The following is a 25891-nucleotide window of genomic DNA, read 5'->3' as shown; positions in this document are numbered from 1 at the left end:
ACCCCCGCTCCGCGCCCCGACCCTTGCGCAAGCGCAAGGGTGCTCAACGGGCTGCGAACCAATGGTTCGCAAGCAAGCCCGCATCGCCCCCGTAAACGGGAGAGGGGATAGCTTCGGGCTGGTTGCTGTTCACCATGCATTGCTGGCTTCGTCGCCGTTTGCGAAGCGCACCCGGAGCCGCAGGACCAGCAGCTCAAGCAATGCTTGAAAGCATCCCTTCTCCCGTTCCACGGGAGAAGGTGCCCCGAAGGGGCGGATGAGGGCGCATCTGCTTCGCCACTTCCACTACTGCCTTTGCCTTTCCGTCCCACCAGCAGCCATCATTGCTACCGCCGTAGCACCGCGGCGGCTGTCGCACTGAGGAAACAATGTTCCGCCCGCTGCTTGCACTCGCCATCTGCCTGTCACTGAGCGCCTGCGGCCAACGCGACGCCTTCAACCACTCGGCCAGTGCCGATCCGCACCAGCGCGAACTTGAACGTGCCTTCGCCATCTGCGCCGGCTGCCACGACACCCGCCCCGATCTCGGCCACCGCGTCGGTCCCAATCTGCATGGCGTGATCGGACGCAAGGCCGGGAGCGCGCCGGGCTATCACTACTCCGAAGCGATGAAGGCCAGTGGCATCACCTGGGATGCGCAGACGCTGGATGCCTTCCTCAAGTCGCCAACCAGACAGGTGCCCGGCAGCAAGATGGTCAATGCCACCGCTGATCCAGCACGACGCCAGGCGGTGATCGAGTACCTGTCCACATTGCCCGAGCAGCACTGAGCCGTTCGGCATCTGACCGCAACGCCGGCCTCAATCCAGCGTCTGTACGCCACCACCGTTGACGAACAAGGTCTGCCCGCTGACCCAGTTCGAAATCGGCGCGGCGAAGTACAGCACCGCACCGGCGATATCATCCGGCTCACCAAGTCGCTTGATCGGCGTATGCGACAGCATCCGCGCTTCGATCTCCGGGGTCAGCACCGTCGCCAGCGCACCGGTGCGTACCGCGCCAGGCCCCACTGCATTGATGCGGATTTTCTGCGGGCCGTAGTCATGCGCCAGGTTCGCGGTCATGTGGTTGATCGCCGCCTTGGACGCGGCATAGGCGCTGATCGCCGGGCTCTTGTTGACCGAGCTCATCGAGGACATGTTGATGATCGAACCGTAGCCCGCCTTTGCCATGTGCGGTGCGCACAACTGAGCCAAGCGCCAGGCACTGAACACATTGATCTGGAACGGCCGCTCGAACTGCTCCACGGTGATCTCGAATGGGCTTTCACGGCCGGCACCGCCGCCACCGGCGTTGTTGACCAGGATGTGGACGCCGCCCAGTTCGGCGGCGGCGCGGTCCACCAACTGCACCAGGTCCTCGTCCTTGAGCACATTGCATTCCAGCGCCAATGCGCGGCCGCCATGCGTGGTGATCTCGCTGGCGACCTTCTGCGCATCGGCCAGCTTCAGGTCCGCGATCACCACTGCGGCGCCGTAAGCGGCCAGCATCAATGAACACGCGCGGCCAATGCCATTGCCACCCCCGGTAACAATGGCGACCTTGCCACTGAGATCGAACTGCGACGGAAGATTCATGGCGGGTTGCTCCTGTCAGAATTTCGCAACGTTGCACGGAAAACAGCAACCCACGGATTCAAGCCGGTTGCCGGAACGAGCAGTGTGCGCAGCAACGTGGAAACCCCAGGTGAAAAGGAAGGCATCGAGCCACGTTGCGTGCCGGGATGATCATCGACACCCGACTCACAGCGCCCTGTTATCGCAACGGCTCATCACTCAGCAACCTCACTCCTTCGGGCCAACCGCCAGGATGGACCACGGCACGCGCTTCGCCGGGTCCATCGTGGTTGCTCAATGGCCCGCTCACTGCCCGATGTGTTCCTGCAGGAACGTCTCCAGCGCACGATAGAAGGCGATGCTGTTGTCATCGTTGTAGAAGCCGTGCCCCTCACCTGCCACGCCCATCCACTGCGGAGGTTTGCCGGCGGCAGTCAATGCACTGCGCATCGCATTGGCCTGAGCAATCGGGGCGCGTTCATCACGCTCGCCATGTGCCAGAAACACCGGCGCCTTGATACGCGCCGCCAGACTCACGGGAGAATTGGCAGCCAACTCTTCATCACTGCGGCCAATCACCCGGGCCAGATAGTTGCGACCGTTGGCGTCGTCTTTGATGTCGCCTTTCTTGTACATCATCTTCAGGTCATACACACCCGCAAGACCTACTGCACACCGGATACGCTCGGGATCACGCGCGGCCAACATCATCGCCGAGTACGCACCAAAGCTGGCGCCATACGTGCACACGCGCGCAGGGTCGGCCAGCCCCTTGGCCACTGCATCATCCAGTCCGTCCAGCAGGTCCTGCTGGATGCGTGCCCCCCACTGCAGGTAGCCCTGCTGCTGGAACGCGCGACCACGTCCACTGCTGCCACGATAGTTGACCTGCACCACCAGGTAGCCACGGTTGGCCAGGAACTGTGCATCGGTATCGTAGAACCAGTCGTCGCTCACGCCATGTGGGCCACCGTGTGGCAGCAGCACGGTCGGCAGGCGACGTCCTTCGCTGTTGCGCGGAATTGTAAGAATGGCTTCCAACTCCAGACCATCGCTGGCCTTGAAGCGCACCGGGCGGCGCTCGGCCATCAAGGCAGGGTCAATCGCTTCATGCGGCGACAGCACCTTCTCCAGCTTGTTGCTGGAACGTCGGAACACATACCAGCTCCCCGGGTCGCTATCGCTGTTCAGATGCAGCAGCACGGTCTGCCCATCGCGACTGATGTCATCGAAGGTCACATGCTGTTGTGGCAGCAGGTCAGACAGGTTCTTGTGCAGCTGGGCATCCGGACGACCCGCATCGAAGTAGTCCAGACGCGGCCGCCCACTCTGCAATGCCGCAGCGAAAGGGATCGATGGCGATGCGGTCCATTGCAGATAGCCAATGCTGCTGAAACCATCGGAGGCCAATACATCCAGCTCGCTGGCCTTTGGATCGCTCACAACCAGTTGCGCGGGCCCTTCGTTGCGACTGTAGGTGGCATACACCGTGCTGTTGTCTGCCGAGAACACCAGCGGCGTCCAGATACCGGCGGAGGCCGGCGACATCGGCTGCCACCGACGACCATCGTCGGAGGCGTACAGCAGGTACTTGTCTTCATCATCACGGCCCCAGGCATAACGCGCGACGCCATTGCGGTCGATGACGAATTCCAGGTTCGGCACGTTGATATCGGCAATCAGTTTGAAGGTCGGCCGCTGTGTGTCGACGGCGTAGAGCATTGATGAGGTCGGCGTGCGCGTGAGCTGGCGCATGTAGAAGCGGCCATCGTTGCTCTGGGCGATGCCCTCGATGAAACCAAAGCCACGGTCCAGCCCCGCCGCTGCATTCTGCTGCTCGTAGCCGTAGATGTAGCGCTGGTTCTGGCCATCGAAATCGCTGGCGATGATCTCGCCCGATGGCATCGGCTTCTCCAGCGAACCGTACTTGCGACCCTTGGCAATCACCAGCCGCTTGTCGCTGACCCAGGCAATCTGGAACGGCGATTGATAGACCGGCAGACGCAATACCGCCGTGCGCTGCATGTCCGACAGCCGCACCACCTGCAGTGCGTGATTGCCCTGGCCAAAATCCGTCGCAAACGCCAGGTACTCGCCGGTCGGCGACAGCCTAGGCATCGAAAATGGGCTGGCCTTCGCAAACGCCTCCACCGGTACCGTCTGCGCGGTTTCGGGTGCCGCCATCAGATTTCCACATGCCGCCAACAACAGGAACATGAGGTTCCTGATCCCCTTCTCCATGACAACTCCCCAGCGGTCAGTTGGACAATGCCGCAGCGTAGGACATTTTTCACTTGGTCATAAGAGGTACCGCACGATGGCAGCCTGCATCACCTCCAGTTTGCCGATTGCATGGCACGATGTGCTCGGATGACCGCCTTGCAGAAGGGAAGCCGTCGTGCGACGACAACGAACCAGGATTTTCACGCAATCCGCATCTGTTGCGCTGTTGTGCGCTCTGCCATTGGCGGCATCGGCCATGCGCCAATGCCCGCCGGAGTTCGGCGAGAAATCAAATGCCTTCTGGCTGCTGGGCTGGACGATCTTCGGCTTGTTCGTGATCACCGGCATCCTGTTGCCGGTGCTGATGTTCCGCGCCACCCGCCAGGCACCACGGCTGTTGCGCTGGTGGCTGCGACTGGCCAGTTTCCCGGCCATGGTCGCGATGTGGATACTCGGCTTCGGCATCTTCCTCGGCGAGTTCGTACTGTCCTGCTGAGCGACGCTCAGGCCGCCGGGAACCACCACGGCGAGGCGGTGCCGGTATTGATCAGCAAGGCACGCGCCCGCACGAAGCGTCGGATCGAGGCGGTGCCCATGCGCGAGCCGCCCATGCCCGACAGCTTGAAGCTCTGCTTCTCGGCGGTCTGCACCATGCCGGTCAGGCAGGCATCGTTGATCGAGATGCCACCAGCCTGCAGCTGACGCGCCACACGCTGCGCGCGCTCCGGGCTCTGCGTGAACACCGCCGCCGACAGGCCGAACTCGGTGTTGTTGGCACGCGCGATGGCTTCGGCTTCGTCGGCCACCACGATCACCGGCAGCACGCTGGCGAAACTTTCGTCGGCCACCACCGTCATTTCGTCGGTGACATCCACCAGCACGGTCGGCGGGCACCACACGCCGCCATGGTCGATCAGCTCGCCACCGGTCAACGCACGCGCGCCCTTGGCTTTGGCATCGGCCAACTGATTGCGTACCAACGCCACCTGCGATGCCGCGATCACCGGGCCGATCTGGCCCTGCTTGGGATCCGGCCATGCCAGTTCCAAAGCTGCCGCTTCCTTCACCAGCGCGGCGATGAAGACATCGGCGACGGGCGCTTCGACGTAGACACGCTCGATCGACATGCAGCTCTGGCCGCCGTTGACGAAACTGCCCCAGGCCAGCGCGCGCGCGGCATGCTCGATGTTGGCATCGGACAGCACCAGCGCCGGGTCCTTGCCACCCAGTTCCAGCGACGCCGGAATGAAGCGCCGTGCGCAGGCTTCGCCGACCTTGCGGCCGGTCGCGACCGAGCCGGTGAAGCAGATCTGGTCGCTGGCCTCGATCACCGCCTGGCCGGTGGCACCGGCGCCGGTGACCAGCGCAAACACTTCGCCCAAGCCGGCTTCTTCCAATGCTTCCCGCAGCAACGGCACGAAACGCGAGGTCACTTCGCTGGGCTTGGCGAGGATGCTGCAACCGGCCGCCAATGCCGGCACGGCGTCGATCAAGGTCAGCATCAGCGGGAAATTCCACGGGCTGATGATGCCGACAACCGGGAACGCCACCCAGGTCTGCTGGGTCTGGATGAAGGGAATGGCTTCCTGCTGCACCGGCTTTTCGGCAAGGCAGGCCGGTGCCTGCTGCACCCAGCGGCGGATCGCGGCGATGGTGCCGTCCACTTCAATCTGCGATTCATGCCAGCGGCCGGTGTCGGCCAGCAGCGTATCGAGGAAGCCTTCGCGACGCGCCGCCAGTGCATCGGCCAATGCGCTCAACCGTTGGCAGCGTTGTTCGATGCTTTCATCGGCCCACGCAGGCTGAGCCCGCCGCAGTGCCACGCCCAGCGCCGCCACTTCAGCGGCGGAAGTCACCGGCAGTTCACCGTCGGATTGGCCGGTGCGTGGATTGCGCAATGGCAGTGTGGTGGCTTCAGTCATTGCCCAGTACTCCGGCGCTCAGCAGCGCATCGAGGGTGGCTTTCTGGCGGGCAGCGAAGTCGGCCCGCTGTGGAATCTTCACGGTGTCGCCCTCCAGCAGCGCATTCGGCTTGAGCGCGGTACTGGCCAGGCCGGCGTTGATCGCACCCTGCGGCAGACGCGACAGGAAGTTGCCCATGCCCGGGCGCAGCCGACGGCGGCGCAGGCCGGTGATGTCCAGATCGGCGTAGGCCGCCATCGATTCACCGGCCCCGGCGGCGGCCAGCACACGGCCCTGTTCGTCGACGATCTTGCTCATGCCGTCGGCGCTGCCCAGCGGAATGTCCACACCGCTGATGCCGGCGGTGTTGGCCGACACCACGTAGGCCATGTTTTCGATGGCACGTGCGCGCTTGGCGATGTCCTTGGGCGTCAACTCCGGGCTGCCCACTTCACTGGTGGAATGCAGGATCACCTCGGCGCCGCGCAGGCCCAGCGCGCGTGCGATTTCCGGATACAGAATTTCCTCCGAGGCGATGCAGGCCAGCCGCCCGATCGGCGTACGCGCCACCGGGAATACACCGTCGATGCCGTACACATCCAGATACTTGTCCCACACGTCATGCGGGCTCGGTGCATACAGCGAAATCAAGCGGCGGTAGCGCAGGATCTGGTTGCCACTGTCATCCAGGATCACCGATGACTGGAAGTACAGTTCCGGAAAATTCGGGTCGCGCTCATAGGCGTTGGAGCACAGGTACACGCCGTTGTCCTGGGCGATGCGACCAAGCTGCTCATACTCGGCGCCATCCATCGCAAAGCCGCCTTTGGCCGCCCAGCCGGGAATGGTTTCGCCCAGCGGATAGCTCGTGGCGAAGTATTCGGGCAGCACCACCAGCTTCAGGTCGGTGCCGATGAACGCCTTTGAGGCGCGGATCTGCCGGCCGATGCGTTCGATGTTGGTGGCCACCGCCGCGGCGGCATCCTCCGGCGTGGTGCAGGCGTTGATTGCGCGACAGGTGGTCTGCAGCGCCAGCGCGCGGTAGGCGTCGATCATGGAGCGGTACCTTCGGTTGCGGTGTCGGTGAGCGGTTGGGTCTGCACGCCGTCGGCGAGCAGCACACGGAACGTGCCGGTGCCGTCGCGCAGCGGCTTGATCGCGGCGTATTCGGGGCTGTGCCAGAAGGCGAGCGCAGCGGCACGATCAGGCCACCAGGAGATCACGGTGCGGCTTGCGGCGTGCTCGCCCTCCAGGCTGTGCTGCTGCCCACCCATGACCAGGTAGCGGCCCCCATGACGCGCCACCACGGACGGCGTTGCATGCGCATAGGCAGCGAATCCCTGCGGGTCGGTGATATGCGCTTCGATGATCAGGTAAGCAGGCACGGCGGGCGCTCAGCTGAAGCACGGCGCGCGTTTTTCGAGGAAGGCAGCGGCGCCTTCGACGAAATCACGGCTGCTGAAGGCGTCATTGAAGGCGGCATCGGCCTGCGCCGCGCTCAGAGCAGCATCACCGCCGAGGTGGCCGAGCACGGTTTTGATCGCACGCCGCGCCTGTCCGGATGTCGTCAGCAGTTGCTGCACATGCGCCTGCTCCAGCGCTTCCAGGCCCTCGGTGCCGGCCAGCTGATTGATCAGCCCCCACTCCAGCGCGGTGGTGGCATCGAGCAGGCATCCGGTCAGCAGCATCTCGCGGGCGCGGGCCATGCCCACGGTGTTGACCAGCCGGCGGCTGTCATCGGCGCTGTAGACTAGGCCGAGTTTGGCCGGGGTAATGGCGAAGCGGCTGCGTGCGCTGGACAGGCGCAGGTCACAGGCCAGCGCCAGGCCAAGCCCGCCGCCCACGCAGGCACCGTCGATGACGGCCAGCGTGGTCTGCGGCAGGCGTTGCAGCTTGAGCTGGGTACGTTGCACCTGGGCGTTGTTGGCGGCGAAGGCGTCCGGGGCGGTGAGCAGTTGGCCGAGCTCGTCGATATCGGCGCCGGCACTGAAAGCGCCCGGGACGCCGGTCAGCACCACGACCTGGGCGTCACTGGGGGCGATGGCGTCCAGCGCGGCTTCGATCGCCGCCCAATGGCGGGTGGCCAAGGCGTTGCGCTTGTCCGGCCGATGGATGCCGATGCGGGCAACAACCCCGTCGCGGCTCCAGGAAATCACGGCATTGTCAGTCGTCATGGTCTACCCTATTTGTTCTATCGTTATAGCATTAAGCCAAAGGAGGGTGAAGCGAGATGTCCCAGGACACGCTGGCCGCATTGTTGAGTACCAACGCGCACAAGCTGTTGCGCAACGACCTGCCGACGCCGCTTTACCACCAGATGTTCAGCCTGCTGCGCGATCGCATCCTCAGCGGTGAGATACCGCGCGGCGCACGCATTCCCACCGAGTTCGACCTGGCCGAAGGCTTCGGCGTGTCGCGCATCACCGCCAAGCGGGCGCTGGATGAGCTGGCCGCCGAGGGGCTGGTCGAGCGCCGTCGTGGCAAGGGCACGCACGTCATCCACCGTTCCCGCCCCAAGCCGATGCACAGCCCGCTGACCGGCCTGCTGGAAAGCCTGGAAGTACTGGCCGAGCACACCAAGGTGCAGCTGCTGCAGTTCCGTCGCGCGGTGCCGCCGGAGCCGATCCGCACCCTGTTCGATACCGGCCCGCGCGATCCGCTGGTGCAGGCCATCCGCCTGCGCCGCCGTGGCGACACGCCGTTTGGCTACTACATCAGCTGGACCCACACCGATCACCCGGATTTCAACGAGGCCGGTTTGGCCAGCAGCTCGCGCCTGAAGCTGTTCCAGGCTGCCGGCATCCACATCAAGCAGGTGGAGCAGGTGCTGTCGGCGGTCAACGCCGATGCCATCAGTGCCATGCACCTGAAGGTGGAGCCGGGTACCGCCCTGCTCTCGCTCGAACGCCGCTCCTACGACGGCGACGGCCACCTGGTGGATCTGCTCAACGTGCAGTACCGGCCGGACCAGTTCACCTACCAGATGACCCTGGACGTGGACGCCGATACGTCGCTCTAGGCCCCCGCTCCCGGCGGAATCCCCGTGTGACAGACAACGCCGCCCAACCGGGCGGCGTTGTCGTTCCAGCGCCTGGAACCCGATGGCGGAAACCCGCCCGCCGCGCACTCAAATGACATAGACATGGCACCTATATGTCTTTGCAGTGCAGCATTTCTGCCGCGCATTCATCGTCGTTTTCCCATGTTTGCCAATGACTTGAATGCCCAGGGCGATCGTTCTTGACCGCGTGAAATTTTCCAGCTGGTCCGGTTGAATGTCCGGACAAATACCGGAAGACTGGATAAAGACGCATTGGCATATCTATGTGACCAGCGCGCTCACGGAAACCACCCCCTTTCACGCTACGAGGCGAGTCATGAAGGATGTTCTGTACCGGAGTACGTTGGCTGTCGCGATCATGGCCGCCATTGGCAGCAACCAGGCACTGGCCCAATCCAGCAGCGACAACGACGCGGTCCAGCTGGATCAGGTCAGCGTCACCGCCCAGCGCCGCGAGGCGCAGATGCAGAAGACACCGCTGAGCATGAGTGTCATCAGCGGGCCGGCACTGGACCGCATGCAGGTCAAGCGCGTGGATGACATCAAGTTCGCCGCGCCCAACATCGTGATCGAGCAGAACACCGGCACCAGCTCCGGCGCGAAGATCTTCATGCGCGGCATCGGTGCGGACGATTCGATGTTCACCAATGACCCTGCCGTCGCGCTGTACATCGACGATGTCTACATCCCGCGCCAGAACGGTGCGATGTTCGATCTTTACGACGTGGAACGCATCGAAGTGCTGCGTGGGCCGCAGGGCACGCTGTATGGCCGCAATGCCACCGGCGGTGCGATCCGCTACATCTCCAAGAAGCCTACCGGCGAGGACAAGCTCAGCATCGATGGCAGCCTCGGCAACCTGGGTCGACGCGACGCACGCGTGAGCTTTGCCACGCGCATCGGCGAAACACTGGATATCTCTGCAGCGGCGCTGAGCCGCCAGCGCGATGGATTCGTCAAGGACATCACCCACGACCGCATGGTGAACGACCAGGACGTGCTGGCCGGGCGCCTGTCACTGGCGTCAACCTGGGGAGAGTCGTCCTATGCCACGCTGAGCATCGATCGGCTGCGCGAGCGGTCCACCCCGGCCTGGGGCACGCCCGTCGCGCTGGATGCCAACGGTAACCAGATCCCGCGTCTTGGCAGCTTCTACAAGACCGAGACCGACACGCTCGGCATGAGCAACCTGGACCAGCTCGGCGTGGCGCTGACCAGCGAGACCGATTTCGGTGGGTTCTCGCTGCGCAACATCCTTCACTACCGCAAGCTGGACCACCATTTCTACATGGACATGGATGGCACCACGCAGACGCGCTATCACGTTGAACAGGACCAGCACCAGAATCAGCGCGGCTACGAGGCGCAGTTCACCTCACAGCTGGAAGGTCCGTTCAACTGGGTGGCCGGAGTGTTCTCGTTCTGGGAGCACAACGACCAGCCTACGCGCAGCGATGTGTTCGTCCGCGGCGGCAGCAACTACATCAAGCAGGACACCACCGCATACGCGGTGTATGCACAGGGCGACTACCGGTTCACGGACCAGCTGACGCTGACCCTGGGCGGTCGTTACAGCTATGAGAACAAGGACTTCTCGGTGGTGGCGTTGAAAGCCGACGGCAGTCCGAATTTCAGCAGGGCCCTGCAGCGCAGCTGGAACCGGCCCGATTGGAAAGCGCTGTTGTCCTACGACTTCACCGACAACGTCATGGGCTATGCCAGCGTTACCACCGGTTTCAAGAGTGGTGGTTTCAACGGCCGTGGTACCACGCCTGCCACGGTGGTGCCGGTGGACGCGGAAACGCTGCGCGCCTACGAGGCCGGCATCAAATCGACGATGCTGGACAACCGTGTGCGGTTGAACGCCAACTATTACCGTCTGGACTACGACGGCATCCAGTTGTCGGCAGTCAATCCGGAAGGCGTCATCGTGTTGACCAATGCCACCGGCGCGTTGATCCAGGGCGTGGAAATCGAAGGCGAGGCCCAACTCAGCCGCAAGCTGCGGGTCAACGCTACCGTTGGCACCATCCACGCGCGTTACCAGGGTTACAGCGAGGTCAACACGCCCTACTTCCGTGGCCGCTCACTCAAGAACGCGCCGGAACTGCAGTGGACGCTGGGTACCAGCTACGTGCAGCCGGTAGGCGATGCCGAGCTGGTGTTCAGTGCGCAGGCCCGCTACACCGATGACTACTTCCAGAACCAGGACAACTCGCCGCTGATCATGCGCAAGGCCGGGCATGAGTACAACGCGCGCATTGCCTATGAACCCAACAATGCCGACTGGTCGGTGGCGCTGTGGGGCAAGAACCTGAGCAATGACTTCGCCTCGACCGGCGGCTTCGATATCGCCGGGTTGGGTGTGGCGGTGCTCTATCCGAATGTGCCACGCACCTACGGCGTCGAGTTCCGCTACCGCTTCTGGTGATGACTGCCACAGCGGGAGGGACGGCCATCGCTGCCGCCTCCCGCTTCTTCCGTGTGCGCCGCGCAAGGCGCGGCCATGGCCAACGCCGGCCCTGATGGCCGGCGATTTCGTCTGCGCCGCCCGTGCCCGGGATCGCGAAGCCCTCCCTCCTGCGACGCGCAGCCGGGGCCCGGCAAGGCCTGCCGGTTCTTCGCCCGATGCGCGAAGACCGAGGCAATACACGGGTTCAACGGCGGGGGCCTATCGCTCCGGCCCATTTAGATATATAGATATATCATTAAGATCATTCAGGACTGCCCGACCTGCCGTGGACCCGCTCACCACCCAATCTCTGCAAGGCATCCTTCGCCGCGACCTGCACTCGCCGCTGTATCACCAGCTGCAGGGTTTTCTGCGTGGCTTGATCGAGCGCGGTGAAATCGGTGATGGCGAGCAGTTGCCACGCGAGGAAGAGCTGGCCCGGCGCCTGTGCATCTCGCGGGTAACGGTACGCCAGGCGTTGCAGGTGCTTGCCGATGATGGCCTGCTGGTGCGCCAGCGTGGGCGCGGCACCCGGGTGATCGGCGGCAAGGTACGCAACCCCTCCATCATCCCGATGCCGCTGAAGACGCCCCTCGGCGAACTGATCCACAGCCTGGACACCCTGGCCCGCAATACCCAGGTGCGACTGCTCGGCTGGGAACGTGTGGTTCCACCGGAACCCATCCGCGAGCGCTTCGGCACCGGCCCGGAACACGCGCTGGTACGGTGCGTGCGCGTGCGCTCACGCCAGGGCCAGCCCTTCGGCTACTACGCCAGCTGGACCCGCACCGATCACCCGGACTTCAGCGCCGATCAGCTGGCCCACGGTTCGCGCATCGCGCTGTTCCGTCGCTGCGGCATCCACTTCGTGCAGGTGCGGCAGACCGTGTCGGCATTGCGCGTGGGCGCACTGGCGGCCATGCATCTGCAGATGTCGCCCGGCCAGGCGGTGATGACGCTGGAGCGCAGTTCCTACGGGCCCGGGCAACACCTGCTTGATCTGCTGGAAATCCAATATCGGCCCGACCAGCTGCGCTACCAGATGCGCCTGGACTACGAAGCCTTCAACCCGGAGACACCCGTTTGAGTGCAACTGTGAGCGCAACGCTTGCCGAGAAGATCCTCGCCCGTGCCTGTGGGCGTGAGGCCGTGCGCGCCGGTGAAATCCTCACCGCCAGACTCGACCTGCTGATGATGCATGACTCCGGCGGCCCGCGACGGGTGGCCTCGCGCCTGGAAAAGCTGGGCGCCAAAGTGTGGGATGCAGACAAGGTGGTGGTGGTCTCGGACCATTTCGTACCGGCGGTGGACATGGAAAGCGCCGACATCCTCGCACTCACCCGCAAGTGGGCGCAGGCACACGGCGTCACCCATTACGACATGCTCGGCATCTGCCATGTGGTGCTGCAGGAACATGGCCACGTGCAGCCCGGCATGTTCTGCGTCGGCGGTGATTCGCACTCACCCAGCGGCGGTGCGTTCGGTGCCTTCATGGTCGGCATGGGTGCCACCGACATCACCGGCGCATTGGTCACCGGCGAAGTGTGGCTGCGTGTCCCGCAGACCAGCCGCGTGCAGCTGGATGGCCTGCTCGGTCGCGGTGTCAGTGCCAAGGATGTGATGCTGATGTTGTGCGGCCAGCACGGCATGGGCAACGAAGGCCAGGTGTTCGAGTACGGCGGCAGCGGCGTGCAGGCCATGCCGATGCATGAGCGCCTGACCCTGTGCAACATGGCCGCCGAACTCGGTGCCGAGACCGGCATCGTTGAACCCGACGCGGTCACGCTTGCCGCCCTGGAACAGGCCGGCAAGCCATTCGCCGGTGACCTCGCGCATTGGCGCAGCGACGCCGATGCCAACTACCTGCATCTGCACCGCTATGACGCCACGCAGATCGCACCGCATATCGCCGCACCGCACAGCCCGGCCAACAGCCGCCCGGTAAGCGAGCACGGCAAGGTGCATATCGACCAGGCGTACATCGGTGCCTGCACCGGCGCCAAGCTCACCGATCTGCGCATGGCTGCAGAAGTGCTGAAAGGCCGCAAGATCGCCAAGGGCACACGCCTGTTGATCGCACCGGCATCGGTGGCGATGACCGCACAGGCCGCCGCCGAAGGCACCCTGAGCGCACTCACCGAAGCCGGCGCCATCCTGTTGCCGTCCGGCTGCGGCGCCTGCGCCGGCATGGGCGCGGGCATGCTCAGCAGCGGCGAAGTTTGCCTCTCCACCACCGCACGCAACTTCAAGGGCCGCATGGGTTCGGCCGACGCGCAGGTCTACCTGGGCTCGCCGTACTCGGTGGCCGCCGCTGCGGTAAAAGGTGAGATCTGTGATCCGCGCGAACTGCTGGGGGAAAGTGCATGAACGTCCGTGGCAAGGCCTTCGTCTTCGGCGACCGCATCGACACCGATGTGCTCGCTCCCGGTCCCTACATGCGTGAACCACTCAGCGTGCTGGCCAGTCATTGCCTGGAGGCGGTGGATCCGGCGTTCGCCAGCGAAGTGAAACGCAGCGACATCGTGGTCGGCGGCGAATCCTTCGGCATCGGTTCCTCGCGCGAACAGGCGGTGCAGGCATTGGCCGAACTCGGCGTCGGAGCCATCGTTGCCAGGTCATTCGCGCGCATCTTCTACCGCAATGCGCTCAACCTGGGTGTTCCGGCGCTGATCTGCGCCGAGCTGGAGGTTTCGCGCGGCGACGAGCTGGAAGTACGCCCGATCGAAGGCCGCATCATCAACCACAGCACCGGCCGAGAGTTTGCCTGCGAAAAGATTCCCACCGAGCTGATGGCGATCGTCGCCGGCGGCGGCCTGATGCCGTGGCTGGAACGCAAGCTCGCTGCTGAGCGCCGCGCATGAGACTCACGCGCGAAGGCATCGTCCATGCCACATTGATCGCACCGGACCTGCAGCTGGTAGTCGATGCCTACAGCGCACAACTGTCGATGCGCGAACACGCACGTGGCACGCTCGGCGCCGACGATGCTGCCCTCCTGGATCTGGGTGATCTGGCTGGTGCAGCGGTGGCATGGCTGGCCAACCCCCTCGGCGAGCCGGTGCTGCGGGTGATCGAAGATCCCGACGCGGTCATCAGCGAGCCGATGCACCGCCACGGCTGGTTGTCGCTGGAAGTGCTGGTCGGTGACATCGACACACTGGCCGCCGGCCTGCGCGCCCCCTTCACCGTGCTCGGTGCCGCCGCCAACCTTGAACTGAGCGACGCGATCCGCGCCGCCCAGGTGCTCGGCCCCTGCGGTGAGCTGCTGTATCTCACCCAGATCAAGGCGCCGGTGCCGCCGTTCGACCTGCCGATGAGCGATGCCGTGGTCGCCTCCACCTTCATCGGGGTGATGACCACGCCGGATCGCCAGGCCTCACAGCACGCCTGGTCGACGCTGCTCGGTGCCAAGGGCTGGGCCTTCGATACCAAGATCACCGTGCTCAACCGCGCCTACGGCAAACCGCTGGAAGGCCGCTATCCGGTTGCAGTGATACCGATGCCCGGCCAATGCATGGTCGAGATCGACCAGGTGGAACTGCCGGCCTCGACGCCGGCGCGGCGCGCAGGGCAGCACAGCCTGTGTCTGCGCTTGCCCCGCGTCGATGACGCGGAGCTGCGGGGCGCCGGCTGGCAGGTCACCGCCGTCGGCGGCCATCGCGGCCTGCGCGGGCCGGCCGGGGAGCATGTCGAGTTGCTGGGCTGACAGCACCCACACGCGGCACAGCGTCCGCCATTTCATCCGCCAACCAGAGCCTTCCGTGGCCGTTGGGTCGCTACACATCCGGAAGTAGATCACGCGGACCAGACCTCACGGCACGCGTTGGCGAGCGTCAGCGCATCAAGAACTGCACCGGTGTGGTCACGTCCACCGGGTCGCCCGGAACATCCGCTGGCGGAGGCGGCAGCGGGCTGGCACGGCGTACCGCCGCAAGCGCTTCCTCGTCCAGCGGCGCATGACCACTGCCACGATCAAGCTGCACCGCAAGCACATTGCCTTGGCGGTCGACGGTGTAACCCACCTGCACGACCCCCTGATATCGACGACGCTGTGCTGCGCGCGGGTAGCGCTTGAAGCGCTCCAGATGTCCCAACAGCTGCGCCTGCCAATCCGCGAAGGCGGCATTACTGCTGCCGGCGCTCGCCTGCCGCGCGGCGTAACGTACCGATCTTGAAGCATCCACCTGCGGCGGTGCCGATGCCGGCGCGGCATCCGATGCCAACGCCTGTTCCGCTGCCTGCTCCTGCTGCATGGGCAGGGCTGCCGGCGCGGCAGGCAACGGTGGTGTCGCGCGTTGTGCCTGCGTTGGCTCGGACTGCGGTCGTGGCATCGGCGCCGCCGGTGTCGCCACCGTCTCCTGCTGCCGCGGCCCCGCTGCGGAATCGCTTGGCGGTACATCCGGTGCCATGGCTACCGGCGCCAGCTCAACCAGCACTGCCTGCGGCTGCGCCGCGACGATCGGCAATGGCAGGTAGCGTCGCCAGTACATCGCACCGCCGATCAATACCGCGTGCACCATCAGCACCAGAATGAAGCAGCCAATCCAGCGCAGCCAAGGTTGTCCTCCCTCGCGCCCGATCATGGGCCCGTCTGTTCCTGCGCGACCAATGCCACCTTCAGGTAGCCCGCGTCACGCAGCGCGTTCATCACCGACATCAGGTCACCGTAGGCGATGCGATGGTCCGCGCGCAGAAAGATGCGCCGTTCGTGGTCACCTGCGGTGGCTTCGTCCAGCCGCGCCGGCAGCGCATCGCGGTTGATCGGCTGCTGGTCAAGGCTCAGCACCAGGTCCGCAGCCACCGTCAGGTACAGCGGCTTTTCCGGCTCGGGCTGGGCCTGCGCGGTGCTGGCGGGAAGGTCCACCGGCACATCCACCGTTGCCAACGGTGCAGCCACCATGAAGATGATCAACAGCACCAACATCACATCGATGAAGGGCGTGACGTTGATCTCATGGCTTTCTTCCAGCTCGCTGTCGTCGTCCCGTGTCCTGATCGCCATGCTGTCCTCACCGCGCTTCGGGCTGAACGCGGCCAAGCTGCGCGACCTGCTGCCGATCCAGATCCCGCGAGACCAGCTGCTGCACGCAGGCCGACACATCCCCCAGCTCCGCCCGCAACGCCAGCAACCGCCGCGCGAAATGGTTGTAGATCACCACCGCAGGAATTGCAGCCACCAGGCCCAATGCCGTCGCCAGCAGGGCTTCCGCGATGCCTGGCGCCACCACGGCGAGGTTGGTGGTGTTGGAGCGCGCAATGCCGACGAAGCTGTTCATGATGCCCCACACCGTGCCGAACAAGCCCACGAACGGCGCGGTGGCGCCGATGGTCGCCAGCACACCGGTACCACCACGCAGTTGTCGTGCATGGCGCAGTTCCACCCGGTCCAGCCGCGATGCGACCCGTTCCTTGATCGCTGATTTGTCCGGCAAGCCGGTCGACTGCAGCAGTTCGTCCTGCGCTTCGCTGACCAGATCCTGGGCCACGCCTGTTCCCAGAGCCTCCGCGTCAGACAGTCGCGCTGACAGCAGCAGAGCTGCCCGCGCGCTGCGCAGATCGCGTGCCGCACCGCGCAGCTCCCAGCCCTTGGCCAGCAATGCCGTCCAGGTCACCAGTGAGGCCAGTGCCAACCCGACCATGATGGTCTGCACCACCCAGTCGGCATGCAGAAACATCTGCCAGGGGCTCAGGTCGGGGGGAAGCTTCATTGCCATGTTCTGCATCGATCAATCCAACGTCAGATAGAGAAACGCGAAGCCGCCGGGGTACCGCGACGGCTTCAGGAAAATACTCGGGATGGGTCAGGGCTCCGGCTTGCGCCAGAGCCAGAACAGCACGCACGCCATGCAGGCAACGATGATCAGCACACTGAGCCGATGCGGGATGGTCAATGCCGCGAACGTGCCGGCAGCCGTCATCGATGCAGTTGCCGCCCATTTGGCGCGCCGCGGCAACCTGCCGCTCTGCCATTGCGCCAACAACGGACCCAGCAGGCGGTTGCGCATGATCCAGGCATGCAGTGCCGGTGAACTGCGCGCAGCGGCCCACGCCGCCAGCAGCACGAACTCCGTGGTCGGCAGGCCCGGCGTCACCACACCGATGAACGCCACGCCCAGGCTGAGCACGGCCAGCATCCGCAGCAGCACACGCTGCACACTGCCCATTCCGCCCGCGGCAGATGGCGCGCTCAGCGAAGGCACGGTGGCCTGCTGGCCGCGCCGCCGTTGCCATTGGCGCCAACGCCGGCGACGCGTGCCTTCACTGCCGCGCAACCCGCACATCACCATGCAGCGGCAATTCCTGCTCCACGTAACCACGCACCGTGACAAAGGCGTGCCGGGCGCCTTCGATTGCTTCCTGCTCCTGCCCCTCGCTCATCGGCGCGGCATCCAGTGCCGCCGTGAACTGCCGCCAGTGCCTGGCCGCCTCCTCCGGATGTGCTGCCAGATGACGGGCCCCCAGCAATTGATTCAAGCCCAGGCGCTCGCGTGCCAGCTTGAACAGCACCGCGCCCCCCAGATTGGAACCCTCCGCCACATACAACCAACCCATGGCACGATGCAGCGACAGGTTGGTGGCCGCAGGTGCCTGCGGGATGTCCGGCACGCGATGCCCCAGGTCGGACAGGTCATTGGCGATACGCAGTAAACGCGCACGTTCGGCCAGCCCGGGGATCACCACAGCCAGAGCCTGGTCGTCATACAGCGACGCGATGTCGCGATGGAAGCGGTACTGGACGCGCAGGAATCCCGCGAATTGATCACGCGTGGCGAAGATGTCGGCCGCCATGATCCGCTTGTCCAGCGCTTCATGCGTGATGTGGGTGGCGGACTTGAGGCGCTGACTGCGTGGTGGAACCACGCAGGCGATGGATTCATTCATGGTGTTGTTTCCTGTCGATGCGGAGATTCGGGATTCCCTTCCCGGTGACCATCACTCCGGATTTCTGCCGCTCAGAAGCGGTAGTTCATGCTCAGCTTCAAGGTGCGTCCGGGCGCGGCCAGCGCGGAGCGCGTCAGCGGATCGATGTAATAGAGATTGCTGAGATTGGTGCCCACCAGTTCGAACGTCACTGCATCGATGGGGCGGTAGGCGACATAGGCGTCATAGGTGAGGATGCGCCCCCATTGCATCGGCGTATTGGCGTAGTACGGCACCATTGTCTGTGTGCCGTAGTTGTCCTTGTACGGGTTGTCGAACGCGCTGTAGTAGACGCCGCGCGCGCCCACTTCCAGCCGCCGGTCCAGCATGCGCATGCCCAGCAGCAGGTTGACGGTCCAGTCCGGTATCGCCTGGGTGACCAGATAGCCACCGACGAAGCCGTTGTCCACGCAGCGTTTCACCTGACCCTTCACCGGATCGAGCTGCACCGCGGTGCTTTCGTCACACACCGTGTTCTCGAGCGTATGTGCAGCACTCAGGTCAGCGAAGAATCGGCCGTTGTCATAACGGCTCTGCATCTCGATGCCGCGAATGGTCTGCTTGTCCAGGTTGCTGAACATGAGATTCGGATCGCGTTCGATCACATCGCGCGTGCGGTGGTGGTAGTACGCCAGCTTGACGTCCGCATGTCCGCTGTCGCCGGTGTCCAACAATGTGGACAGGTCGTGCACGTATCCCAGCTCGTAACTGTAGACATGCTCCGGCTTCAGATCCGAGGCAGGGATCGACGCGGAGAAACCCAGGGTGCTTTCAAACAGGCTCGGATAGCGGCGTGCCTGGTTGTGGAGGAAGTAGACGCGTGCCTCATCATTGATGTGGAACGCGGCTGAGAGCGACGGTGCCCAGCCGTTGCCGGACTGTTGCTTGCCCGCTTGCAGCTTCTTCATCTCCGGCCGTGGCGACAGCTGTGTGTAGCCACGTATCGCACTGGGCTGGCGGTAGTCCACGCCATCCAGCGAACCGTTGAGGAAGATGTTGGTATCGCGCGAGTAGCGCCCATTCGCATCGGCGAGCCACACAGCACTGTGCGGATCGTTGTATACCGAGAAGTTCATGGCATCGTCCAACCTTGAACCGGTCAGTCCCTGCGCCATGTAATCGTCCTTGAAGGCCTGGATCTGCGCAGCGCTCAGATTCGGATCGGCGGTGTAGTAGCTCATCCCGTAGTAGGTGGGCTCGCTGCGTGTGCTGAAGTCCGTATAGCCCTCCGCCGCCATCTTGCGGACCAGGTCATCCACCGCCCAGAAGGACTGGTAACGCAGCCCGCCCGCAAGCGTGAGCCGGTCCAATGGCTGCCATTCGAGCTTGAGGCTGAGTTCCTTCTCCGCCCGACGACCGGCACGCGGCAGCATCCGCATGGTGCTGTTGATGCGCGTATCCCAATAGCTGTCATCCGAGCGCAATGACTCGTGCTGGTAGCTGCCACCCACGATCAGCTTCAGCTCATCGGCCAGCATCATGCTGTTGCTGAGACTCACGCCCTTGCGGGTGTTGTCGGCGTTGGCCAGGGCCGTGTTCCGCAGGTACTGGCTGAAGACGGTGCTCCCTCCGGTGCCCGAATAATTGGGGACGATGTAGGCCCCGGGATCATTCGGTCGGCCACCGCTGCTGTAGGTATCACTGACGGTATCGGTCTGCCAGAGATTGGCGTACAGATCCACCCAGCGACTGCCTTCCGGCTGCCACTTGTATTCGAGGTTGTAGGCCTTGGCATCGACGCGGCTCAGCGGCCACTGCGGCACACCGTGGGTGGAGGCATCCACCCAGGCGATGCGCGACGGCATGATTTCACCGTAGTGCGACAGCGTGTCGCGCACGCCCAGCTGCATGACCTGGCTGTCGGTGATGCGGTAGGTGATCTTTCCCAACCACGATTCCATCTGGCTCGATGTGTTGGGAACCTCGTCGCCGGGCTTGTAGATGTTTGCCAGGAACGGAATGTAGTCCCAGCCATTTGCTGCCGGATGCGAATAGTAGGCAGCATCCTTCTTGCCGGCGAAGTGGTTGCCCTTCTCGCGATAGGCATAGGCGCCCAGCACATCGAAGCGCTCGCTGCGCCAACCCAGCGCGACGCGGTAGGCCTGGTCGTCGCCGGAGAGCAGATGGTTGCTGCCATCGCCGCGCGGTGCCACGTAAAGACTGGGGTCGTAGTAGTTCCAGGTCGCGCTGGGCCACCCCGCCACCTCGCTCCAGCGTTGCCCGGTGAGCAGGGTCGGCAGGCGCGGCGACACTGAATTGTTGCTTCCCTCGAATTTCACCTCGCCACCAAAGCCTTCGCCTTCGCGCAGGATGTCGTCCACATCCAGCGTGTTGATCACCACGGCGCCTCCCACCGAGGTGTTGACGTTGCGCTGCAGCTGCGGGCCTTTGATGACCTGGATGCCGCCAATCAGGTTGGGATCGATGTAGTTGCGGTTGTTGGCGCCCATGTAGCCACGCCACACCGTCAGGGCCTGTTCGGTTCCGTCGATGCTGACCGGTATCCGCCCCGGCCCCTGGATACCGCGGATGTTCGGGTCGAGCGCGCCGCTGTTGCGTGCGTCACCGCTGTAGACATTGACCATGCCCTTGAACACATCCGCCGGCGCAGCCCCCTTATAGCGCTCGATCTGCTCCCTGCCTGCGTAGACGCTGGACAGATCCAGGTCATAGACGTCGTCGGAACCTCTGCGATCACGCTGCGCGCCGCTCACCGAATCAGCGCGCTGACCGCTGACATTCAATGCGCCGGTGACCACGCCATTGGCACTCTGCTGCGCAACCGGTGCGCGGCTGACAACGACAATGCCCGCCTCGCGCCAGCGCCAACCCAGCCCGGTCTGCGCCAGCAATGCGCTCAGTGCCTGTTCCGGCGTGTAGCTGCCGGAGAGCGCAGGCGCCTGCAGACCAGCCACGTCATCGGAGGCAAAAAGAATGCGGATGCCAGCCTGATCGGCCAGGCGGGTCAGTGCGGTATCCATCGACTGTCGCGGGATATCGAAACTGGCCGACGGCGACACCTGCCCATTCGTGGATTGAGCGAACGCAGGAATCGACACTGCCAGCGCGATGCTGACGGCCAGGGTGGACAGCAGACAGTGCCCGGAGGCACGAGGGGAATGGGATCGCATGGTTCCTGTCGGTCTATGGGAGGGAGGCCCGCTGTGCGCAGGCAATGCATGGTGCAAATGCATCTCATTCCTATAGACGAACCGGCGACGCGAAACTTGCAGCACCGATCACCAATCACGACATGAAAATCTCCACACGAAAATCCCCACCGCTGCCGAAGGCCGCGTGGTGGCCCGCTGCGTCAGCGGATCAGACTCAGCAGCGGCAGCCTTACCAACTCCGCTCCAGCCAGCGAGGCCACCGCAAGCAGCAGGGCATCCAGGTCATCCAGTGCGAATACGCCACTGAGCCGCAACTGCTGCAACCGCTCCCCGACCACCCGCACGCGCCCATGCTGATAGCGCTCCAGTTCGCGGGCGATTTCCTGCAGCGGCTGCTGGTTGAAGATCAGCTTGCCGCGCGTCCAGGCAGTCAACGCAGCGGCGTCCACGGCCTCGACCAGGCCGATCACATCCCCATTGAAGATCAATCGCTGATCGGCGGTGATGGTCGAAGCGCCGGCGACGTTGCTGAGCTCGACGACGCCCGACAGCACCGTCAGCACACTGCGACGCCCTTCCTGCCGCAACGAGAAACGGGCCGCGCGCGTGCTCAGCTGGCCATCCCGCGCGGTGACCCGAATGGCTGAGAGGTCGCCAGCGACCACATCGACGAAAATCTCACCCGCCTTCAACGCAAGCAGGCGCTGTTGCCGGCTGAAATCCAGGGAAAGGGCACTTGCGGTGTTGAGCCATGCGCGGGACCCGTCGGGCAACACCAGCGCGCGCCGCTCACCGGTTGCGGTGTGCTCATCGGCAAGCAACGCGGTGCTCATGCCGAGCACCCCTATCCCGGTCAAGGCCGCCGCCGATGCGGCACCGAGCAACAGGCCACGGCGGCTGATGCCTGGTGCTGCGGGCACTGCCAGCACCTGCACCAGTTGTCGGTGTTCATGTGCAGCATCGGTGTGACCAACCGCCTCGAGCAACACCTGCGCCTCATGCAACGCACGCCCATGCGCCGGTGAGCGGGCACACCATTGCGCGAAGGCATCCTGCTCGGCAGTACTGGGGTTGCCTCCCATGCACGCCAACCAAGCGATCGCTTCATCATCGATGGCAGTGTTGCGGGACCGGAATCTGTCGGGCATGAAGGCGTGGCGTCTGGGCTGCGCGGCAAGGAAAGGGAGAGTCGCAATACGGGAAAACGATCACCTGCCCTCTATAGACGTTCGCCAGGGCCCGGATTTGCAGCGCACCTGCCGCATATCAGTTCAATCGTTTCCCAACCGGTGCCGGCAATGCCGCAATGCCTGGCCGAGGTACTTGGCCACCATGCTTTCGGAAACACCCAACCTGCCTGCAATCTGCGCATGTGACAAGCCATCCACGCGGAACATCAGCAAGGCGAGCCGACAGTTCGGCGGCAGCTCGCGCAGCGCCGCATCCAGGCGCCGCATCCGGTCGTTGCCCAGGGCATGCTGCTCCGGCCCGGGCCCGGAATCCGGCAGCGAAGCCTGCGGCTCGCCATCGCCGTGGCTGCGCTGTTCACGACGCACCGCGTCGATGGCCAGGTTGCCGGCTACCCGGTAGATGAAAGCGCGGCGGTCCTGGATCTGTGCCTCGCCCTCGCGCCGCGCTTCGGAATCCTGAAGCCGCAGATAGGTGTCCTGCATGACATCTTCGGCACGCTCACGACTGCCCGTGCGCCGCCACAGGTGACGCGAGAGTTCATCATAAAGCGCCAGAAAGCTCTCGATCAGACGTGAATGCGATGCGCTCATCGGCGCACCCGCAGGCGCGCGACCCGCGTGGCGGCGGTCCTGGAAATCGTGGAATGAATACAACGTCCGCGCATGGCCAGACACGTTCTCCGTGTGTTCAAGCGTTGGCTGGCACGGAAGGCTGGCTGACGACACATCATAGCCTGCAAGCCCGGATCGATCATGCCGGGCCAATGGCTCACCGCGATGCCGGCGGACCGGGTGTCATTTCATGGCTGGACCCGATCGCCGCGGACACGCAAGCCATGGCAGTGCCCGGCGTGCGAAAGCTGCGCTGCACATGAATGGACACATAGGCGCTCCGGCTCGCCTGGCCCACAGCTCAGCGCGCCCTTCCCGAAAAGATCCCGACCTCGGGCCAGCCGGCGCCCTGGACCCCAGCATGACGAGCGCCGCAGAAGTTCCCCCCGCGACGCCTTAATTTATGTACTGGTCAGTTTGATATTCAGGGTCGATTCCGTTGGCTAACGGATAATTCACACCTGTCGAGCCGCAAACGTTTCCACGCGGCATTGGCCAAAACCAATAAAAAAGGTAATCCCGAATATGAAGACTTCCCTGATCGCTCTGGGCCTGCTGGCCGCTCTGCCGTTCGCTGCCTCGGCTGCCGATGGCCTGTCTTACAACTATGTGGAAGGCGGTTACGCCAATACCGACGCCCGTGGTGGCGACGCCGATGGTTGGGCGCTGAAGGGTTCGGTGGCTGTGCACCCGAACTTCCACATCTTCGGTGAATACAACGCCCAGGAAACCGACAAGGGCAACGTTGATGTCGACCAGTGGCGCCTGGGCGTGGGCTACAACTACACCGTGGCCCCGAACACCGACCTGCTGGCCCGCGCCGCGTACCAGAAGTTCGATCCGGAATACGGCCCCAAGTTCAACGGCTACAGCGCTGAAGTTGGCGTGCGCACGGCCTTCACCCCGAACTTCGAAGCCTATGCCCTGGCCGGTTACGAGGACTACAGCAAGAAGAACGGCTACAACCCGGACGGCGAGTTCTACGGCCGCGTCGGCGCGACCGGCAAGTTCAACGCGAACTGGGGCCTGACCGGCGAAGTGAAGCTGGCCAAGGCTGGCGACAAGGAATGGTTCGTCGGCCCGCGCTTCACCTGGTAAGCGATAGCAAGACAAGTGGTGTTGTACGGCGTGTGATCTCTCTCCCACGCGCCACGGAAGCCCGGTCTCCCCCAGACCGGGCTTCTTTCTTTTTGGGGTTTTGGAAGCAAACGCGTTACCGCGCCCCCACGCAAAGACACAAAAAAGCCCGGCATCGCCGGGCTTTTTCATTGAACGTCGTCGATTCTTACTTGAACAGCGTGTCCGGGTACTCCGGCTTCTGCTCCCGGGCCAGCAACTGCTGCAGGCCTTCGGAAGGACTGATGTCCCCATGCAGTACCGATTGCACCGCCTTGGAGATCGGCAGGTCGATGCCGTGGCGGTTGGCCTGGCGCATGACTTCATCGGCGGTCTGCACCGATTCCACCACCTGGCCGATTTCCTTCACCGCGTCGGGCAGGCTCTGCCCCCGGCCCAGCGCCAGACCCAGGCGACGGTTGCGCGACAGGTCGCCGGTACTGGTCAGCACCAGGTCGCCCAATCCGGCCAGGCCCATCAGGGTTTCCGGCTTGCCACCAATGGCCGCGGCCAGGCGCAGCATTTCGTTCAGGCCGCGGGTGATCAGGCCGGCACGGGCGTTCAGACCCAGCTGCATGCCATCGGCCACACCAGTGGCCACGGCCAGCACATTCTTCATCGCACCGCCCAACTCGGCGCCGACCATGTCGTCACCGGTATAGGCGCGGAACGCCGGGCCATGCATGGCATCGGCCACTTCCTGGGCGAACGCCTCGTCATCGCCATGAACGGTGATCGCGGTGGGCAGGCCCAGGGTGACTTCCTTGGCGAAGGACGGCCCGGTGACCACGGCCAACGGAACGTCGGGCCCCAGCACTTCACGCGCCACTTCATGCAGGAAACGGCCCGAGCCGGGCTCAAAGCCCTTGGTCGCCCAGGCTACGCCTGCCCCGGCCGGCCGCAGCGGCGCCAGCGCGCGCACGGTTTCGGCAAAGGCATGCGAGGGCACCACCACCAGGATCCAGCTGGCACCGGCAACGGTGGCAGCCAGGTCGGTGCTGGCGCGCAGGGATTCGGGCAAGGGAATCCCCGGCAGATACCGGGGATTCTCATGACGCTGGTCGATCGCCTCGACCATGGCTGCATCACGCCCCCACAGCACGGTCGTGTGACCGTGCCGGGCCAACAGGGTGGCCAGCGCGGTGCCCCAGGAGCCCGCGCCGAGGACGGCGATCTTGTTCGCGTCAGTCGTACTCATTCGATGTCGCTAACGCCGATCAGGCGTTGCCAGCCGGCTCGGAGTCGGCCAGCGAGGTGCCTTCACCCTGGGCCTGACGCTGACGCAGGGTTTCGGCGTACAGGCCTTCGAAGTTGATCGGCTGCAGGTAGAACGGCGGGAAGCCGCCGGCCTGGATCAGGTCGCTGATCATCGAACGCACGTACGGGAACAGGATGTTCGGGCACTGGGTGCCGAGCAGCACGTCGATTGCCTGCGGCTCCAGGCCGATCAGGCCGAACACACCAGCCTGCTGCACTTCGGCAACGTAGGCATTCTTGTCGCCGGCCTTGCAGGTCAAGGTCACGCCCAGCACCACTTCAAAGGCGGTCTCGGACAGGCGCTGCACCTTCTGGTTCAGGTTCAGCTGCAGGTCCGGCTGCACGTTCTCGTTGAAGATGGCCGGCGAGTTCGGGGATTCGAAAGAGACGTCCTTGACGTAGATCTTCTCGATGGTGAAAGCCGGGCCGTTGGCGGATTCGTCAGCCGGGACTACGCCGTTGGTGTTCTCTTCGGACATTTCTCAAGA

General features: G+C 64.3%; 25 protein-coding genes. 9 read left to right on the top strand and 16 right to left on the bottom strand.

What is annotated here, in order from left to right; genetic code table 11:
* The first annotated feature begins 368 nt into the window (after positions 1–368).
* Entirely contained in the window at positions 369–770 is a 402-nt protein-coding gene (locus ABB26_RS11005) for a c-type cytochrome (protein ID WP_057634035.1), read from the top strand.
* Positions 771–800: 30 nt separating this feature from the next.
* Here the strand turns inward: ABB26_RS11005 and ABB26_RS11000 are convergent, their stop codons facing one another.
* Together ABB26_RS11000 and ABB26_RS10995 are read right to left on the bottom strand one after the other, a co-directional pair.
* Complete coding sequence (locus tag ABB26_RS11000; protein WP_057634034.1) at positions 801–1577, bottom strand: glucose 1-dehydrogenase; 777 nt, start codon at positions 1575–1577, stop codon at positions 801–803.
* A gap of 285 nt (positions 1578–1862) precedes the next feature.
* Entirely contained in the window at positions 1863–3773 is a 1911-nt protein-coding gene (locus ABB26_RS10995; protein ID WP_245626199.1) for an alpha/beta hydrolase family protein, read from the bottom strand.
* A 262-nt stretch (positions 3774–4035) separates the two neighbouring features.
* Here ABB26_RS10995 and ABB26_RS10990 point away from each other — a divergent pair, with 262 nt between their 5' ends.
* A complete protein-coding gene (locus tag ABB26_RS10990; protein WP_152982643.1) occupies positions 4036–4275 on the top strand; it encodes a hypothetical protein in 240 nt (79 codons plus the stop codon).
* A gap of 7 nt (positions 4276–4282) precedes the next feature.
* Here the strand turns inward: ABB26_RS10990 and ABB26_RS10985 are convergent, their stop codons facing one another.
* From ABB26_RS10985 to ABB26_RS10970, 4 genes are read right to left on the bottom strand one after another with little or no spacing between them, the layout of a single operon-like run.
* The gene (locus ABB26_RS10985; RefSeq protein WP_057634030.1) at positions 4283–5701 is read right to left on the bottom strand and encodes an aldehyde dehydrogenase family protein; all 1419 of its coding nucleotides are present in this window, start codon (positions 5699–5701) and stop codon (positions 4283–4285) included.
* Positions 5694–6737, bottom strand: coding sequence for a nitrilase-related carbon-nitrogen hydrolase (locus ABB26_RS10980; RefSeq protein ID WP_057634028.1), 1044 nt, complete (start codon positions 6735–6737; stop codon positions 5694–5696). The genes ABB26_RS10985 and ABB26_RS10980 overlap by 8 nt, the downstream gene beginning before the upstream one ends.
* Positions 6734–7066, bottom strand: coding sequence for a DUF1330 domain-containing protein (locus tag ABB26_RS10975; RefSeq protein ID WP_057634025.1), 333 nt, complete (start codon positions 7064–7066; stop codon positions 6734–6736). The genes ABB26_RS10980 and ABB26_RS10975 overlap by 4 nt, the downstream gene beginning before the upstream one ends.
* 9 nt (positions 7067–7075) lie before the next feature.
* Positions 7076–7855 (bottom strand): enoyl-CoA hydratase/isomerase family protein, encoded by a 780-nt coding sequence (locus ABB26_RS10970; protein ID WP_057634023.1) that lies wholly within the window; start codon positions 7853–7855, stop codon positions 7076–7078.
* A 56-nt stretch (positions 7856–7911) separates the two neighbouring features.
* Between ABB26_RS10970 and ABB26_RS10965 the strand changes: the two genes are divergently transcribed.
* From ABB26_RS10965 to ABB26_RS10940, 6 genes are all read left to right on the top strand, one after another.
* Positions 7912–8700 carry a GntR family transcriptional regulator gene (locus ABB26_RS10965; protein ID WP_057634020.1) on the top strand — a complete coding sequence of 263 codons (789 nt, stop codon included), beginning with the start codon at positions 7912–7914 and terminating at the stop codon, positions 8698–8700.
* A 358-nt stretch (positions 8701–9058) separates the two neighbouring features.
* Complete coding sequence (locus ABB26_RS10960) at positions 9059–11173, top strand: TonB-dependent receptor (protein ID WP_057634017.1); 2115 nt, start codon at positions 9059–9061, stop codon at positions 11171–11173.
* Positions 11174–11480: 307 nt separating this feature from the next.
* On the top strand, positions 11481–12281 hold the full coding sequence (locus ABB26_RS10955; protein WP_057634016.1) for a GntR family transcriptional regulator: 801 nt from the start codon (positions 11481–11483) through the stop codon (positions 12279–12281).
* An 8-nt stretch (positions 12282–12289) separates the two neighbouring features.
* Positions 12290–13561, top strand: coding sequence for a 3-isopropylmalate dehydratase large subunit (locus ABB26_RS10950; RefSeq protein WP_211261959.1), 1272 nt, complete (start codon positions 12290–12292; stop codon positions 13559–13561).
* Positions 13558–14055, top strand: coding sequence for a LeuD/DmdB family oxidoreductase small subunit (locus ABB26_RS10945; protein WP_057634012.1), 498 nt, complete (start codon positions 13558–13560; stop codon positions 14053–14055). Before ABB26_RS10950 ends, ABB26_RS10945 begins: the two co-directional genes overlap by 4 nt.
* The gene (locus ABB26_RS10940) at positions 14052–14900 is read left to right on the top strand and encodes a hypothetical protein (protein ID WP_057634010.1); all 849 of its coding nucleotides are present in this window, start codon (positions 14052–14054) and stop codon (positions 14898–14900) included. Before ABB26_RS10945 ends, ABB26_RS10940 begins: the two co-directional genes overlap by 4 nt.
* A 127-nt stretch (positions 14901–15027) precedes the next feature.
* Here ABB26_RS10940 and ABB26_RS10935 read toward each other — a convergent pair whose 3' ends face one another.
* The 8 genes from ABB26_RS10935 to ABB26_RS10900 all read right to left on the bottom strand — a co-directional run bounded on the left by ABB26_RS10935 (position 15028) and on the right by ABB26_RS10900 (position 23009).
* Complete coding sequence (locus ABB26_RS10935; RefSeq protein WP_057634009.1) at positions 15028–15777, bottom strand: energy transducer TonB; 750 nt, start codon at positions 15775–15777, stop codon at positions 15028–15030.
* On the bottom strand, positions 15774–16196 hold the full coding sequence (exbD, locus tag ABB26_RS10930; RefSeq protein WP_057634150.1) for a TonB system transport protein ExbD: 423 nt from the start codon (positions 16194–16196) through the stop codon (positions 15774–15776). The genes ABB26_RS10935 and exbD overlap by 4 nt, the downstream gene beginning before the upstream one ends.
* Positions 16197–16203: 7 nt before the next feature.
* Complete coding sequence (exbB, locus tag ABB26_RS10925; RefSeq protein WP_245626198.1) at positions 16204–16902, bottom strand: tonB-system energizer ExbB; 699 nt, start codon at positions 16900–16902, stop codon at positions 16204–16206.
* 93 nt (positions 16903–16995) lie between these two features.
* Positions 16996–17349: a YbaN family protein gene (locus tag ABB26_RS10920; RefSeq protein WP_211261958.1), complete on the bottom strand. Its 354-nt coding sequence runs from the start codon at positions 17347–17349 to the stop codon at positions 16996–16998.
* 103 nt (positions 17350–17452) lie between these two features.
* Positions 17453–18076: a biliverdin-producing heme oxygenase gene (locus ABB26_RS10915; protein ID WP_057634006.1), complete on the bottom strand. Its 624-nt coding sequence runs from the start codon at positions 18074–18076 to the stop codon at positions 17453–17455.
* A gap of 71 nt (positions 18077–18147) precedes the next feature.
* The gene (locus tag ABB26_RS10910; RefSeq protein WP_152982642.1) at positions 18148–21246 is read right to left on the bottom strand and encodes a TonB-dependent receptor; all 3099 of its coding nucleotides are present in this window, start codon (positions 21244–21246) and stop codon (positions 18148–18150) included.
* Between the two features lie 182 nt (positions 21247–21428).
* On the bottom strand, positions 21429–22376 hold the full coding sequence (locus ABB26_RS10905; protein WP_057634002.1) for a FecR family protein: 948 nt from the start codon (positions 22374–22376) through the stop codon (positions 21429–21431).
* Between the two features lie 123 nt (positions 22377–22499).
* A complete protein-coding gene (locus ABB26_RS10900; protein WP_057634146.1) occupies positions 22500–23009 on the bottom strand; it encodes an RNA polymerase sigma factor in 510 nt (169 codons plus the stop codon).
* Between the two features lie 546 nt (positions 23010–23555).
* On the opposite strand from ABB26_RS10900, the gene ABB26_RS10895 reads away from it, so the two are divergent.
* On the top strand, positions 23556–24128 hold the full coding sequence (locus ABB26_RS10895) for an OmpO family porin (protein ID WP_057634000.1): 573 nt from the start codon (positions 23556–23558) through the stop codon (positions 24126–24128).
* A gap of 187 nt (positions 24129–24315) precedes the next feature.
* On the opposite strand, the gene ABB26_RS10890 is transcribed toward ABB26_RS10895, so the two are convergent.
* Both ABB26_RS10890 and secB read right to left on the bottom strand, forming a co-directional pair.
* On the bottom strand, positions 24316–25344 hold the full coding sequence (locus tag ABB26_RS10890; RefSeq protein ID WP_057633998.1) for an NAD(P)H-dependent glycerol-3-phosphate dehydrogenase: 1029 nt from the start codon (positions 25342–25344) through the stop codon (positions 24316–24318).
* Positions 25345–25363: 19 nt separating this feature from the next.
* Positions 25364–25882, bottom strand: a complete 519-nt coding sequence (gene secB, locus ABB26_RS10885) for a protein-export chaperone SecB (RefSeq protein ID WP_057633996.1) — start codon at positions 25880–25882, stop codon at positions 25364–25366.
* Positions 25883–25891: the final 9 nt, after the last annotated feature.

The organism is Stenotrophomonas humi (assembly GCF_001431415.1).
GTDB classification, from domain to species: Bacteria; Pseudomonadota; Gammaproteobacteria; order Xanthomonadales; family Xanthomonadaceae; genus Stenotrophomonas; species Stenotrophomonas humi.
This window is presented reverse-complemented; position numbering and strand designations above follow the sequence as displayed.

What these genes read in the sequence shown, in the direction of transcription:
- ABB26_RS10995 (WP_245626199.1), bottom strand. Translation starts at nt 3,773, where the DNA reads ATGTTCCTGTTGTTGGCGGCATGTGGAAATCTGATGGCGGCACCCGAA.
- ABB26_RS10980 (WP_057634028.1), bottom strand. Translation starts at nt 6,737, where the DNA reads ATGATCGACGCCTACCGCGCGCTGGCGCTGCAGACCACCTGTCGCGCA.
- ABB26_RS10910 (WP_152982642.1), bottom strand. Translation starts at nt 21,246, where the DNA reads ATGCGATCCCATTCCCCTCGTGCCTCCGGGCACTGTCTGCTGTCCACC.
- secB (WP_057633996.1), bottom strand. Translation starts at nt 25,882, where the DNA reads ATGTCCGAAGAGAACACCAACGGCGTAGTCCCGGCTGACGAATCCGCC.
- ABB26_RS10985 (WP_057634030.1), bottom strand. Translation starts at nt 5,701, where the DNA reads ATGACTGAAGCCACCACACTGCCATTGCGCAATCCACGCACCGGCCAA.
- ABB26_RS10935 (WP_057634009.1), bottom strand. Translation starts at nt 15,777, where the DNA reads ATGATCGGGCGCGAGGGAGGACAACCTTGGCTGCGCTGGATTGGCTGC.
- ABB26_RS10940 (WP_057634010.1), top strand. Translation starts at nt 14,052, where the DNA reads ATGAGACTCACGCGCGAAGGCATCGTCCATGCCACATTGATCGCACCG.
- ABB26_RS10990 (WP_152982643.1), top strand. Translation starts at nt 4,036, where the DNA reads ATGCGCCAATGCCCGCCGGAGTTCGGCGAGAAATCAAATGCCTTCTGG.
- ABB26_RS10890 (WP_057633998.1), bottom strand. Translation starts at nt 25,344, where the DNA reads ATGAGTACGACTGACGCGAACAAGATCGCCGTCCTCGGCGCGGGCTCC.
- ABB26_RS10945 (WP_057634012.1), top strand. Translation starts at nt 13,558, where the DNA reads ATGAACGTCCGTGGCAAGGCCTTCGTCTTCGGCGACCGCATCGACACC.
- ABB26_RS10905 (WP_057634002.1), bottom strand. Translation starts at nt 22,376, where the DNA reads ATGCCCGACAGATTCCGGTCCCGCAACACTGCCATCGATGATGAAGCG.
- exbD (WP_057634150.1), bottom strand. Translation starts at nt 16,196, where the DNA reads ATGGCGATCAGGACACGGGACGACGACAGCGAGCTGGAAGAAAGCCAT.
- ABB26_RS11005 (WP_057634035.1), top strand. Translation starts at nt 369, where the DNA reads ATGTTCCGCCCGCTGCTTGCACTCGCCATCTGCCTGTCACTGAGCGCC.
- ABB26_RS11000 (WP_057634034.1), bottom strand. Translation starts at nt 1,577, where the DNA reads ATGAATCTTCCGTCGCAGTTCGATCTCAGTGGCAAGGTCGCCATTGTT.
- ABB26_RS10960 (WP_057634017.1), top strand. Translation starts at nt 9,059, where the DNA reads ATGAAGGATGTTCTGTACCGGAGTACGTTGGCTGTCGCGATCATGGCC.
- ABB26_RS10900 (WP_057634146.1), bottom strand. Translation starts at nt 23,009, where the DNA reads ATGAGCGCATCGCATTCACGTCTGATCGAGAGCTTTCTGGCGCTTTAT.
- ABB26_RS10970 (WP_057634023.1), bottom strand. Translation starts at nt 7,855, where the DNA reads ATGACGACTGACAATGCCGTGATTTCCTGGAGCCGCGACGGGGTTGTT.
- exbB (WP_245626198.1), bottom strand. Translation starts at nt 16,902, where the DNA reads ATGAAGCTTCCCCCCGACCTGAGCCCCTGGCAGATGTTTCTGCATGCC.
- ABB26_RS10965 (WP_057634020.1), top strand. Translation starts at nt 7,912, where the DNA reads ATGTCCCAGGACACGCTGGCCGCATTGTTGAGTACCAACGCGCACAAG.
- ABB26_RS10895 (WP_057634000.1), top strand. Translation starts at nt 23,556, where the DNA reads ATGAAGACTTCCCTGATCGCTCTGGGCCTGCTGGCCGCTCTGCCGTTC.
- ABB26_RS10915 (WP_057634006.1), bottom strand. Translation starts at nt 18,076, where the DNA reads ATGAATGAATCCATCGCCTGCGTGGTTCCACCACGCAGTCAGCGCCTC.